Annotated in this window: 9 protein-coding genes; 6 read left to right on the top strand and 3 right to left on the bottom strand. The window is 68.6% G+C overall.

Annotated elements, in window-relative coordinates:
* The first annotated feature begins 97 nt into the window (after window positions 1-97).
* Complete coding sequence (locus ACVCMC_RS15870) at window positions 98-1,360, top strand: YIP1 family protein (RefSeq protein ID WP_395120283.1); 1,263 nt, start codon at window positions 98-100, stop codon at window positions 1,358-1,360.
* 79 nt (window positions 1,361-1,439) lie between these two features.
* Here ACVCMC_RS15870 and ACVCMC_RS15865 read toward each other — a convergent pair whose 3' ends face one another.
* Window positions 1,440-2,033 (bottom strand): YceI family protein, encoded by a 594-nt coding sequence (locus ACVCMC_RS15865; protein WP_447098002.1) that lies wholly within the window; start codon window positions 2,031-2,033, stop codon window positions 1,440-1,442.
* 181 nt (window positions 2,034-2,214) lie between these two features.
* On the opposite strand from ACVCMC_RS15865, the gene ACVCMC_RS15860 reads away from it, so the two are divergent.
* A complete protein-coding gene (locus ACVCMC_RS15860; protein WP_447098001.1) occupies window positions 2,215-3,231 on the top strand; it encodes a mitochondrial fission ELM1 family protein in 1,017 nt (338 codons plus the stop codon).
* Between the two features lie 72 nt (window positions 3,232-3,303).
* Here ACVCMC_RS15860 and ACVCMC_RS15855 read toward each other — a convergent pair whose 3' ends face one another.
* Both ACVCMC_RS15855 and glnE read right to left on the bottom strand, forming a co-directional pair.
* A complete protein-coding gene (locus ACVCMC_RS15855) occupies window positions 3,304-6,285 on the bottom strand; it encodes a diguanylate cyclase (RefSeq protein ID WP_447098000.1) in 2,982 nt (993 codons plus the stop codon).
* 195 nt (window positions 6,286-6,480) lie between these two features.
* Complete coding sequence (gene glnE, locus ACVCMC_RS15850; protein WP_447097999.1) at window positions 6,481-9,351, bottom strand: bifunctional [glutamate--ammonia ligase]-adenylyl-L-tyrosine phosphorylase/[glutamate--ammonia-ligase] adenylyltransferase; 2,871 nt, start codon at window positions 9,349-9,351, stop codon at window positions 6,481-6,483.
* A 178-nt stretch (window positions 9,352-9,529) separates the two neighbouring features.
* On the opposite strand from glnE, the gene ACVCMC_RS15845 reads away from it, so the two are divergent.
* From ACVCMC_RS15845 to ACVCMC_RS15830, 4 genes are all read left to right on the top strand, one after another.
* Window positions 9,530-11,434 carry an LTA synthase family protein gene (locus ACVCMC_RS15845; RefSeq protein WP_447097998.1) on the top strand — a complete coding sequence of 635 codons (1,905 nt, stop codon included), beginning with the start codon at window positions 9,530-9,532 and terminating at the stop codon, window positions 11,432-11,434.
* A 201-nt stretch (window positions 11,435-11,635) separates the two neighbouring features.
* Window positions 11,636-12,892, top strand: coding sequence for a DNA (cytosine-5-)-methyltransferase (dcm, locus tag ACVCMC_RS15840; RefSeq protein ID WP_447097997.1), 1,257 nt, complete (start codon window positions 11,636-11,638; stop codon window positions 12,890-12,892).
* A 66-nt stretch (window positions 12,893-12,958) separates the two neighbouring features.
* Complete coding sequence (locus ACVCMC_RS15835; protein WP_447097996.1) at window positions 12,959-13,186, top strand: hypothetical protein; 228 nt, start codon at window positions 12,959-12,961, stop codon at window positions 13,184-13,186.
* Entirely contained in the window at window positions 13,186-13,602 is a 417-nt protein-coding gene (locus ACVCMC_RS15830) for a very short patch repair endonuclease (RefSeq protein ID WP_447097995.1), read from the top strand. Before ACVCMC_RS15835 ends, ACVCMC_RS15830 begins: the two co-directional genes overlap by 1 nt.
* Window positions 13,603-13,641: the final 39 nt, after the last annotated feature.

The following is a 13,641-nucleotide window of genomic DNA, read 5'->3' as shown; positions in this document are numbered from 1 at the left end:
CCGCGCGACGGCAGCAAGCGGTGCGACGCACCAAAGGGGAAATCAACGACGTCCCGGCGCCCCGCGCCGGATTCGGGCATCTGATCGGGAGCAGACCATGGATTCCGCAAAGCTCATCGCGCGCGCAAAGAACATCCTGACCACACCCAAGACCGAGTGGCCCGTTGCCGCCGCCGAACCGGCCACGGTCAACAACCTGTACCTCGGCTACATCGCCATCATCGCCGCCCTGCCGGTGATCGCGCAGTTCATCAAGGGCAGCCTGATCGGCACCAGCTTCCTCGGCGTCACCGTGCGCGCCGGCATCGGCGCGGGCATCGGCCGGATGATCCTGGGCTACATCCTGTCGCTGGTACTGGTCTACGTGATGGCGCTGATCATCAACGCGCTGGCCGGCACCTTCGGCGCCAAGCCGAACCTGATCCAGGCACTGAAGACGGTGGCCTACGCGTGGACCGCCTGGTGGATCGCCGGCATCGGCGTGATCGTGCCGTGGCTGGGCCTGCTGATCGTGCTGGCCGGCGGTGTCTACAGCATCTACCTGCTGTATCTGGGCCTGCCCCACACCATGCAGTGCCCGCCGGAAAAGGCCGGCGGCTACACCGCGGTGAGCGTGATCATCGCGATCGTGCTGGGCTGGATCGTTAGCCTGATCCTGGGCCTGATCTTCGTCGGCGCGCTGGGCGGCGCGGCGATGAGCGGCATGCACGTCACCAGCAGCAACGGCGAGACCGTCACCGTCGACGGCAACAGCGCGCTGGGCAAGCTCGCGGCGATGGGCCAGCGCGCCGAACAGGCCGGCAAGGAGCTGGAAGCGGCGCAGAAATCCGGCGACAGCGCAGCGCAGTCGGCCGCGATGGGCAAGATGATGGGCGCGATGTCCGGCACCAACGGCCCGGTGGAGGCGCTGGCGCCCGACCAGATCAAGGCGTTCCTGCCCGCTGCCGTGGGCAATCTCAAGCGCACCGGCATCTCGGCCGAGCGCAACGGCGCGATGGGCATGCAGGTGTCGGAGGCCAGCGCGGAATACAGCGGCGACAACAACCAGCACATCACGCTGGAAGTCACCGACACCGGCGGCGCCAAGGGCTTCATCGCGATGGCCAGCGCGATGGCGCCGGAGGAGGAGAAGGAAACCGAAACCGGCTACGAGAAGACCTACAGCGACAATGGCAACCTCATCCACGAGGAGTGGGACCACCAGTCCAAGTCCGGCGAGTACAGCGTGATCGTCGGCAAGCGCTTCACGGTCAAGGCGAACGGCAACGCCGACAGCATCGACGAGCTGAAGGCGGCGGTGGGCAGCGTCGACCTGGGCAAGCTGGAGTCGATGAAGGACAGCGGCGTGAAATCCGAATAACCAGCGGTCGCCGGCACAAAAAAACCGCGCCGATGACGGCGCGGTTTTTTTGTGCGAGTGCGCCAGACCTGCGCGACGATTACTTCGCCGCGACTTCCTTCGGCACCGAACCTTCGGTGGTGATGCGCACGTGCACCTCGTCGCTGACGTTGGGCACGTAGGCGCCCACGCCGAACTCCGAGCGCTTCAGCGTGGCGGTGGCGTCGAAACCGATCGACTGCGCCTTGCCCATCGGATGCGGGCCCACCCGGTTCAGCGTGGCGTCGAGCACCACCGGCCGGGTCACGCCATGCACGGTGAGGGCACCGGTGACCCTGAACTTGTTGTCGCCCAGCGGCTCGACCTTGCTGCTCTTGAAGGTCACCACCGGATACTTGGCCGCATCGAAGAAATCGGCCTTTTTAAGATGCTCGTCCAGCGCCGCCACGTGGGTATCCAGCCGCGCCAGCGGCAGGGTCACTTCGACGCTGGACTGCGCCGGATGCTGCTCGTCGAACACGATCGTGCCCTCGCCCAGACCGAGGTCGGCGGTGGGGTTGGAGTAGCCGAAGTGGTTCCAGCTGAACAGCACCATCGTGTGGTTGGGGTCGAGCTGGTAGGTCACCGGCGCCGCCTGTGCGGAAACCGCCGCACCCAGCAGACCGGCGAGAAAGAGATATTTCAGTGGGGACATGCGAAGACTCCATGGGGCAAGGACGAAAGGCTGTTTCGGGCTGTCGCACGGTATCCTTTGCGAGAGCCGCACCGGCACGCTGGCCAGAAATTCCAGTGTACAGACCGGGCGCCGGCGGTCGACGCCCGGCGGAGAAACGCATCGTGTTGATTCGGGAAACAATCCTGCGGCGAACCCGGCCATGCTGACGCTGCACGGCGAGTGCTGGGTGATCACCGATTCGGCCGCCGGCAACCAGCGCCAGGCGCTGGCGCTGGCCGAGCATCTGCAACTGCCGCGCCGCCATTTGCTGCTGGAGCCGCGCGCGCCATGGTCATGGCTGGCGCCGCGCCTGATCGCGGGCGGACGCCTCGCCCTGCCGGCCAGCCAGCGGGCGTGGTTTGCGCCGCCCTGGCCGGCAGTCGCAATCGGCTGTGGCCGCGCGGCCGCGTTGTTCACCCGTATGCTGCGGCCGCTCGGCGAGGGCCGTTGCCACACCGTGCAGATCCTCGACCCGCGCATCGAGCCGACGCTGTGGGACACCGTGGTGGTGCCGCGCCACGATGAGCTGCACGGCGCCAATGTGCTGACCACGCTGGGCTCGCTCAACACCGTCGACGACGAATGGCTGGCCGATGGTCGCGACGCCTGCCCGCAGTTCGAGGCCTTGCCGCGGCCCCGCGTGGGCGTGCTGCTGGGCGGGCCGCGCCGCGGCATTGCACTGGACGCCGACTACGCCAGCGCGCTGATCCGGCAGCTGCTGGCGCGCCAGCGCGCCGAAGGCGGTAGCCTGCTGGTGCTCGGCTCGCGGCGCACGCCGACGGCACTGATCGAATCGCTGCGGCCGTTGCTGGCCGAGGTGCCGGGCCTGCTCTGGGCTGGCCGCGACGACGGCCGCAACCCCTACCCCGGCGTGCTCGGCTGGGCCGACCGGCTGGTGGTCACGCCCGATTCGGTGAACATGTTGTCCGAAGCCTGCGCCGTCGGCTGCCCGGTGCTCACCTTCATCCGCGCACCGCTGCCGCCGAAGATCGCGCGCTTCCACCAGACCCTGCGCGACGCCGGCCTGCTGCACGACCTCGACGCTCCGGGCACCGCCGCGCAACGCCCGCTGCGCGAAACCGCACGCGTGGCCGCGCTGGTGCGCGAGCGCATCGAGGCGACCCGGGGCGGGTTGCGTGGCGGAAATACCGGCGGATTCCCGCTTTCGCGGGAATGACGGCGCGGGGTGCTCGAGCGCGGCGGGCAGGGCTTCGCCCGAAGCGCCGGCGCAATGATCGAAGGCGCCCGCTCAGTTCGTCGGACGCACCCATTTCAGCTGGCCGGCGGCCAGCAGCGCGTCCAGTTGCGGTGCCAGCGGATCGCGCAGGATTGCCGCCGGCAACGGCGCGGCGGCCAGCAGGCCGACGCACTGGTCGCGGCCGAGGTACTTGGCGCGATACAGCGCCAGGTCGGCCAGCTCCACCGCCGCATCGAAGGTTGCCGCGTCGCTGTGGGCGGCCAGCGGATGCATGCTGAAACCGATCGAGCAGGTCAGCCGCAGCACGCCGCCGCGACCATCCGCGAATGCCTTGGCGGCAATGTCGTGGCGCAGGCGCTGGGCGATGCGCAGCACGTCGGCCTGGTCGACGTCGCGCAGCAACAGCAGGAACTCCTCGCCGCCCCAGCGCACGGTGATGTCGCTGTCGCGGCGCAACTCGGCGAGCCTGCCGCCCAGCTCGCGCAGCACCGCATCGCCCACTGCATGGCCGCGGGCGTCGTTGATGTGCTTGAAGTGGTCGATGTCGATCTGTATCACGCCGACGCTGCTGCCTTCGGCCAGCAGCGCGGGCAGTTGCGCCAGCAGGTAGCGCCGGTTGTGCAGCGCGGTCAGCGTGTCGGTATGGCTCTCCTCGGCCAGCGCGAGATTGGTGACGCGCAGGCGCTCCAGCGCGCGCGACAACTCGCCGGTACGGCGTTCGACCTGTTCCTCCAGCCACGCGTTGCGGCGGCGCTGCCGGCGCATGCTCCAGCGCGTCAGCACGAACAGCAGCACGACCAGCGCGGCCGCGGCGGCGAGCCGCACCAGCAGGTTTTCGTACCAGTACGGGGTGACTTCGACGGCAATCGCGGCCTCGGGCCCGTAGCCGGCGGCACCCGGCAGCGTGGCGGCGACGCGAAAGCGGTAGTTGCCCGCCGGCAGGTGGGTGTAGAACGCCTCGCGGCGCACGCCCGCGTGCTGCCAATCCTTGTCGTAGCCGTCCAGCCGGTAGCGGAAATGCAAGGTCCCCACCTGCAGGTAGGGCGCGGTGTAGTGCACGGTCAGGTCGCGGCTGCCCTGGTCGAGGGTGAACGCGCCGCCCGTGTATTGCCGGTCGTCATGTTCGACCGACACCACTGCCGCACGCGGCGCCGACGGCCGCTCGCCGAGTGCGCGCGTGTTCACGCCGAGGATGCCGTCGGTGGTGGCGTACCAGATGACGTCGCCGACGATGGCGCTGCGCGCGCGGGCGCCGCCATTGCAGCAATGCAGGTTGCTCACCGTGGTGGAACGCTGCTCGCCGGCCAGCTGCTGCGGCGAGACCGTGCGCGGCGGCGAGCCGGGCAGCGGCAGTTGCGAGAGCGGCAGGCGCCAGGCGCCTTCCGTCGAGCTGGCGTAGAGCTGCCCGTCGAGCAGGTCGAACGTCCACACGTTGTCGCTGGGCAAGCCTTCGCTCTGGCCGGTCATGCGCAGGCGGCCGTCTGCCATCAGGCCAATGCCGGCGTCGCTGGTGGCCACCGCGAGCAAGTCCGGCTTGAGCAGCGCCAGCCGCGTCACGAAGTGGCTGCGCAAGGGCTCGGCCCACGCCGGCCGTGTCCAGTGACCGTCGCGCCACTCGCGCACGCCGTCGCGGGTGCCGACGTACCAGCGCCCCGGCGCCAGCGGCAGCACCGAGCGGATGATGGCCTCGGCGGCGGTAGCCTGCGGATCGAGCCGGCTCAACGCGCCCTGCCGCCAGCGATAAAGCCCGGCGGAAGTGCCAAACAGGAAATCGTCGTCGCCGAGCTCGTGGATGTCGTTGATCTGCAGGTTGCGCAGGCCTTGCAGCGCGGACGGGGTGACGTCCACCCCGCGGTCGAACACCGCGATGCCGCCGCGCGTGCCCACCCACAAGCGCTGGCGGCGGTCGTAGTACAGCTCGTAGGCGGACGGGTTGGGCAGCGCGCTGCCGGGAATCAGCGTGCGCACCTGCTTGCCGTCGAAGACCTCCACGTCGGAATTGGTGCCGAACACGATCGCGCCGTCGGGCGCGCGCAGCACGCTCCACACCAGCGGGTCGCGCACGCCGTCGTCCAGCGACAGGCGCCGGGTCCAGCCATTCCAGATGCGGTACAGGCCCCGGGTGTAGGTGCCAAGCCACAGGTTGCCGTCGCGGTCCTCCAGCATGCGGTGCACCCACGGCCGGCGCTGGACATCGATCTCCTCGCGCTCCAGTTCGCCGCCCGGCAGGCGGCGGTACAGCGCTTTGGCGGTGGCGATCCAGAGCGAACCGACGCGATCGGTGAGCAGGCTCTCGATCGGCGCCGCATCGATCCCGTCGCCCAGTCCCGCCGCGACCCACTGCCCATCCACGATCCGCATCAAGCCGGCCGACGTGCCCAGCCACAACTGGCCGCCCTGCAGCGCCAGATGATTGACCACCACGTGCCGCCATGCCGCCGGCCCCGCCGCGATGCAGCTTTCCGTGGCCGGTGCGGCGCTGTCGGCGCGGCGGCAGACGCGGCCGGTGCCGCCGATCCAGAGATGGCCGTCGCCACGCAGCAGGCTGAAGGCCGGCCCGCTGCTGCCGCCGGTCGACACCATCCGGCCTTCGTGCAGCCGCTGCACGCCGTCGGCGGTGGCCAGCAGCGGCGTGCCGTCACCGGCGTCGATGATCGCGTTGACCGCAGCCCCGCCCAGCGCCTTGAACTGCCCGTCGCGCTGCTCGATCAGGCCGCGCGCGCCGCCGAACCATACGCCGCCGTGCGGGTCGGCCCATGCAGCGTTGAGCATGCTGGTATCCACGCCGGTGCTGGCACGGTCGTAGCGCACGAAGCGGGCGCCGTCGAAACGCGCCACGGCCGTTTGCGTGTTGACCCACAGGAATCCGGCGCGATCCTCGGCCAGGCCCAGCACGGTGATTTGCGGCAGGCCCTGTTCCACGCCCCAGTGGTCGAGCACAAAGGAATGGAACGGCTGCTGCGGATCCATCGCCCGCGCGGGCGACATGACAACCAGCCAGCCGGTCGACATCAGCAGGAGTGCAAGCAGCACTCGCGATCCCACTCCCCCTGTCACGCGTCCCCTCATCCCGCCCCTGCCGACAGCCCGTGGCCATGGTCGATCTTGCCTGCCGGGATGGGTCCAGACAAGCGCCATGCGTTGAAGGCACTCTTCACGTCCGTGAAGCGAAGGGCTCTCCGCGAACACTCCCCGGATCGCGCGCAAGGAGCATGCGCGCGATTCCTCTCAACCCTGCGGCGGCGGCTCCGCGTCGGCGGCGAAGGCGAAGCCCAGCGCGTCGGTGACTCCGCGCACGCCGGCGCGCAACTGCTCCAGCGCGGCGTCGCGCGGCGCGATGCGCGAGCGCAGGTCGAGCGTACAGGCCAGCGCGCGTTGCAGCAGGCCAGCGTGCGCGGCCGCCAGGGTCGCCGCCTGATCGTCGTCGAGCACGCCGGCGACGCGGCAGGCCTCGATCAACCCGGCGTTGGCGGTGACGCCGAGCAGCGCCGGCTGCCGCGCCGCGTGCGCCAGCACCAGTCCCTGCAGCGCGAACTCGATGTCGAGCAGGCCGCCGAGGCCCTGCTTCAGGTCGAACTGCTGCTCGTCGGAACGGTCACGCTCGGCGCGCCAGCGCTGACGCATGCTGGCCACTTCCGCGCGCACCGCGGCCGGGTCGCGCGGCACGGCGAGGACGTCGCGGCGTACTGTCGCCAGCTCGGCGTTGAGCGCCGCGTCGCCAGCCACCGGCCGCGCGCGCAACAGCGCCTGGTGCTCCCATGTCCACGCACGGCTTCGCTGATAGGCCACGAACGCATCGAGGCTGCTTACCAGCAGGCCCTTGGAACCATCCGGACGCAGCCGCGTGTCCACCTCGTACAGACGGCCGGCGCGGGTCAGCACGGTCAGCCAGTTCATCACCCGCTGGGCCAGCCGCTGGTACCAGCGATAGCCTTCCAGCGGACGCTCGCCGTCGCTCATCGCCTGCGCGCGCTGGCCGTCGAACACGAACACCAGGTCCAGGTCCGAGGCGAAGCCGAGTTCCTCGCCGCCGAGACTGCCGTAACCGAGCACGGCGAAGCCCGACCCGGTGCCCGGCAGGCGGCCATGCCGCGCCACCAGATCGCGCTCGGCCAGCGCCAGCACCGCGCCCACCACCGACTCCGCCAGCGCGGCCAGCCGGCGTGCGGTGGCTTCGGCGTCGACGCGACCGTCGTTGAAGGCCAGCCCCAACCGGAACGCGGTGGACGAACGGAACTCGGTGATCCGCTCCAGCTCGGTCTCGGCGTCGCGCTCATCCAGCGTGCCGAGCACGCGGGTGATCTCGGCGGCGATGTCGGCGCGGCGCAGCGGCAGCTGGTCGATGCGCGGATCGAGCACGTCGTCCAGCAGCAGCGGCTGGGCGATCACCCGTTCGGCGAGAAAGGCGCTGTCGGCGAACAGCCGCACCAGCCGGCGCCGCGCCGCGGGCTGCTCGTCCAGCAGCGCGAGATAGGCCGAGCGCCGCGCCACCGCCTGCATCAGCCGGCACAGCCGCAGCAGCGCGGGCACCGGCGCCGGAGTGTTGCGCGCGGCGCCGAGCAGCTGCGGCAGCAAGCGGTCGAGCCGCTCGCGCGAACGCGGCGACATCGCGCGCACCGAGGCGGCTTGCGGCAGCTTCAGCAAGGCGTCGGCCAGTTCCGCCGCGGGCGCGAAACCGGAAGCCTCCAGCGTGGCCGCATCCAGCGTTTCGTCGCAGGCGTGCTCCCACAGCCGCACGTCGGCGACCGGCGCGGCGGCGACCTGGCCATGCGCGGGCATCAGCACGGCGGCGAACTCCTCGCTGACGATCGCGCGATGGGTCGCCAGCGCCGCGCGCAAGGTTTCCCAGTCGGGGTAGTCGAGGCTGAGCGCGATGCGTTCGCGGCTCAGGGCATCGTCGGGGATGTCGTGGGTTTGCGCGTCGCGCAGCATCTGCACGCGGTTTTCGGCCCGACGCAGCAGCGCGTAGGCCTCGCGCAAGCGCCGCGCGCGCTGCGCGCCGATGTGGCCACGCGCCTCGCAGGCGGCCAGCGCGCCGAGCAGGCCGTGCACGCGCAGGGAGGGTTCGCGTCCGCCGCGGATCAGCTGCACCAGCTGCACGATGAACTCGATCTCGCGGATGCCGCCGGGGCCGAGCTTGAGATTGTCGGCCAGATCCTTGCGCGCCACCTCGGCGTCGATCAGCGCCTTCATCTCGCGCAGCCCGGCGAACGCGGTGTAGTCGAGATACTTGCGGTAGACGAACGGGCGCAGCATCTCCTGCAGCTGCTTGCCGTCGGCGCGGTCGCCGGCCACCGCGCGCGCCTTAATCCACGCGTAGCGCTCCCAGTCGCGCCCCTCGCTCTGGTAGTACTGCTCCATCGCGGCGAACGACAGCGCCAGCCGGCCGGCCTTGCCGAACGGGCGCAGGCGCATGTCGACGCGCGCGCAGATGCCGTCCATGGTCGGTTCGCCGAGCAGGCGCACCAGCTGGCGGCCGAGCCGCACGAAGTATTCGCTGTTGTCCAGCGGCCGCGCGCCGTCGCTCTGGCCCCCGTGCGGGTAGGCAAACAGCAGGTCGATGTCGGAGGAGAAGTTGAGCTCGCTGCCGCCGAGCTTGCCGAAGCCCACCACCAGCAGGTGCTGCAACACGCCTTGCGCATCGCGGCTGTGGCCGTAGCGCGCGGCCATTGCCGCGGTGGCCCACGCCAGCGCCTTGCCCAGCAGCGCCTCGTACAGGACGCTGGTGGCGGACAGGGTTTCCGGCAACTCGTCCAGCCCGTTGACGTCGCGGAACACCAGCCGCAACGCCTCGGCATGGCGAAAGCGGCGCAGCGCGGCCATGCAGCCGGCTTCGTCCTCCGGCAGTGGCAGCGCGTCGATGCGGGCTCCGGCATCGGCGCCGGAGCGCAGGCGATCCAGCCCCTGCGGGGCGAGCAGCTGCGGCTGGCGACACCAGGTGTCGAACGCGAAATCGCTGGCCAGCAAGGTGCGACGGATGCGTTCGGCGACGCCGGCATCGTCATGCAGGTGCACGCCGGCGGCGCGGCAACGGCGCTCCAGCTCGCGGTAGCGATCATCGATCAGCGCGCGCAGCGCGGCGGATTCGGGCGGGTTCATCGGCCCATTGTGCCGCAGCGCGGCGGCGACGCCGCGCATCGCCGTGCACGGCCGACCCGTTCGTGCGTTGCGCATGCCTGCGGCAGGCCCGACACTTGTCGTTTTGCGCGCCACCCGCCGTTCATCGAGTCCTGTTTACATTCTGGAGACCACCCATGACGACCCCGGCAGTCGCCACATGCCCCTGATCTCTCCCGACATCCGCAGCGCCAGGTATCCGCTGGGCGCGCGCATCGCGCTGGTGCTGGCACTGGCGCTGGCGTTCGTGCTGCTGACCGGGCTGGTCGACGGCGGCGTGGGGGTGACCACGGCGCAGTTGCTCAAGCAGCCGCGGTTCCCGCTGGCCAATGCGCTGCCCGGCCTGCTGCTGGCCGGCGCGCTGCTGGCGTGGACCCGCCGTGCCTGGCTGTCGTTCGGCTTGGCGTTCACGCTGCAAGGGCTGGTCTACGGCGTCAACGTGCTGAAGGTGGCCAACCTCGGCACGCCGCTGCTGCCGGACGATTTCCGCATGATCGGCCAATTGCGCAAGGGCGGCATGCACCTGCTGGCCGGCTACCTGCCGCACAGCCCGTGGCCGTACCTCGCGTTGCTGGCGGCGCTGGCGCTGGTGGTGCTGGCGTGGCGTTACGAGCCGCCGGTGGTACCGCGGCATACCGGTGGCAAGCGCCTCGCCGCCTGCGGCCTGCTGGCCGCGGCGTTCGTCAGCATGCTGGTGGGCCTGTCCGCCTGGGGCAGGATCTACAACGCGCGCGTGCTGTGGCTGGAGCCGTGGTCGGCCCGGGTCACCACCAACCATTCCGGCCTGATCAGCTCGCTGATGCTGTTCCACCTGCAATACGGCGGTGGCCACCACAAGCCCGACCGCGCCGCGGCCGAGCAGCTGATTGCGCAATCCGCGCCGGCGTTGCAACAGGTGTTGCGGCAGCCGGCGGCAACCGGTGAGCTGCCCGACATCGTGGTGGTGCAGAGCGAATCGTTCTTCGACCCGTCGATCATGCACGGCTACGAGCACAGCAACTTCGCGCCCAACCTGCGCCGGCTCGCGCGGCATGGCAGCAGCGGCAAACTGCACGTGCCCACCTTCGGCGGCGGCACCATCCGCACCGAGTTCGAGTTCCTCACCGGCCTGTCGCTGCGCTACTTCGACAACCTGCAGTTCCCCTACCTGCAGATGAGCCACAAGTCGCTGCCCAGCCTGGTGCGCACGCTGGCGTCGCACGGCTACAGCACGCTTGCGCTGCATGGCAACGACCCGGCGTTCTGGAACCGCACCACCGCGTTCCAGGCAATCGGCTTCGACCGGTTCGTGTCGCAATCCTCGTTTCCGCCCGGCGCGCCGAATGACGGCAAGTACATGGCCGACAGCGCGATGACCGACGAGATCATGACCCAGCTCAAGGACAGCGGCCCGCCGCAGTTCATCTTCGCCATCAGCATCGAGGCGCACGGCCCCTACGACATCGAGCCCGCGCACGTCGCCGAACGCGACGCGATCCCGGTGCCCGACGGCATCACCGGCCGCGACAAGCTCGAGCTGCAGACCTACCTCTACCACCTCAAACATGCCGACGCCGAACTCGGCCGGCTGGTGAAGCTGCTCGCCAAACGCGACCGGCCCAGCGTGGTGCTGTTCTACGGCGACCACCTGCCCGCCCTCAGCAACAGCTACCACATCACCGGTTTCGTCGACGGCAGCGACATGCTGGGCCAGGCCGGCGTGTGGCTGCTGGTCGACCCGAAACGGCCGTCCAAACCGCTGCAGGCCGACACCGCCTCCTGGCTGCTGCCGGGCAAACTGCTGGCCCACCTCGGCATCCACGACGATCCCTATTTCGCACTGACCGAACTGGTCGGCCCGCAGATCGCCGCCCTCACCGCCGCCCCCGGCGCCCCGCCGCGCCCGCAGAGCGACGAGCAGCGGCAACTTGACAAGGCCATGGCCGGCGTCGACCAGTTGCGCATGGGCGGCAAGCTCGAACCGATGCTGGCCAAGGCACTGGACGCCACCGCCGCGATGACGCAAGTGGTCCACGCCACCGCGATGCCTCCGGCGGTCGAGGAACAGCCCGCAACGGCGCATTGATCGGCGGTTTGGGTGGGCTCAGCGTCGACGCGAGTGATGCGCCGCTCCGGTATCAGCCCACGAGACGCCGCGCCGTCAACATCAGACATCGCACGACACGATGATGCCTGCCCGGCATGGACATGCCCGGGCATCTTCACCGCTTGTCATGGGGACATCTTGCGGACATACTGACCGCAATCATTACCGGAACGACAAGCCATGGAAAACATCCGGCATTTGCTGGCCAGTCTGCGCGGTCGCTACAACCAGCGTGAACTCGCCGAGGCACTGGGCGTCAGCGTGCGCACCGTGCGTCGCTGGGAAACGGGCGAAACAGATCCCCCGCCCTACGTCATCGGCGCCATCCGCCAGTATCTGCTGCCGCTCACCGGGTCGAAGGGGAATCCAAATGCCGCGTTTACCTTCATCGACTTGTTCGCCGGCATCGGTGGCATCCGTATGGGTTTCGAAGCCCACGGCGGGCGCTGCGTGTTTACCAGCGAGTGGAATCCGTACGCACAGAAAACCTACCTCGCAAACTTCCCCGAATCGACGCACAGCTTCGAGGGAGACATCACCCGAGTCGACGAACACGACGTTCCCGATCACGACATCCTGCTGGCCGGCTTCCCCTGCCAGCCCTTCAGCATCGCCGGCGTGTCCAAGAAGAACGCGCTGGGCCGCGCCCACGGCTTCGCCGACGAGGCGCAAGGCACGCTGTTCTTCGACGTGGCACGCATCATCAAGGCAAAGCAGCCGCGGGCATTTCTGCTGGAAAACGTGAAAAACCTCGTCAGCCACGACAAGGGCAATACCTTTCGCGTCATCAAGAAAGTGCTGGAACAGGACCTCGGCTACCACATCTATTGCAAGGTGATAGACGGTCAGCACTTCGTGCCGCAACATCGTGAGCGCATCCTGATTGTCGGCTTCCGCGAACCGACCGACTTCACCTGGGACGACTTGCAACTTCCGAAAGAAGGCCCGCGCCTGCGCAGCATTCTGCATCCGCAGGACGGCAGCGAGTTGCCGGAATCCCACTACACCACCGGCAAGCAAGCCAAGGTGGATGCGCGTTACACGCTCACTCCAAACCTTTGGGCCTATCTGCAAAACTATGCCGCCAAGCACCGCGCCGCCGGCAACGGCTTCGGCTTCGGACTGGTGGATGGCGATGGCGTGACGCGAACCCTTTCCGCGCGCTATTACAAGGACGGATCAGAGATTCTGATATCACAGGGACCGCGCAAGCGACCGCGGCGATTGACGCCGCGCGAGTGCGCGCGATTGATGGGTTTGCCGGACAGCTTCCATATCCCGGTGAGCGATACGCAGGCGTACAAACAATTCGGAAACAGCGTCGTCATGCCGGTCATGCGCGAAGTAGCGCGCATCATGGTGCCCCGCGTGCTCGAGCTGATACGACAAGAAGAGGAAGGTGTCCACCAGGTGCCGCTGCTCGCAGCCTATGCCTGATAGCGAAGGAGAGTCGTCATGCACGCATCCCGCATCCCCGATTTCGCCAACAAGAGTCGCGAAGGCATGTCGCGCTGGTTCTCGGAAATGTCCCTGCGCGGCCTGCTGTTCCATCCGGAAGACAGGCCCTGCGACATCATCAGCAATGCAAGCGGCGAAATGCTCTTCCAGTCCAACGAGTGCATCAAGCTCGACGCCATCATGGCCGAAATGTTCGGCCGATTCGGCGACGAGGTCTGCGAGACGGCGTATCCCATCTTCATGAAAGCCGCCGGCCTCCCACGCGGCAACTGATGACGGACGTAGTTGATCGTGCCACGCGAAGCCGGATGATGTCCGGCATTCGCGGGCGCGACACGAAGCCGGAGATCATCGTGCGGAAATATCTGCACGCACGGGGTTTGCGCTATCGAATCGCACCGAAGAACCTCCCCGGCAAGCCGGACATCGTGCTACCGAAATACCGCACGGTCGTTTTCGTGCACGGATGCTTCTGGCATCGGCATCACGGCTGCCGGTACGCAGCCACACCAGCCAGCAACAGGGATTTCTGGCAAGCCAAGTTCAAACAGAATCTGGCACGTGACACCCGAGTTCGAACCCAACTCGAGAAGCACGGATGGAAGGTTCTCATCGTGTGGGAATGCGAAGTCAGCTTGGGAAGACTTCAGCTGCTTGTCGACGAAATTCAATCGAAACGCAAGTCCTGAGAACTCTTTTGGGTCCGACGCGATTTGCCCACGCTTCCA

Source organism: Rhodanobacter sp. UC4452_H20, from assembly GCF_052978205.1.
Note: the sequence above shows the minus strand (reverse complement) of the source record. Positions and strands in the feature narration are given on the sequence as shown.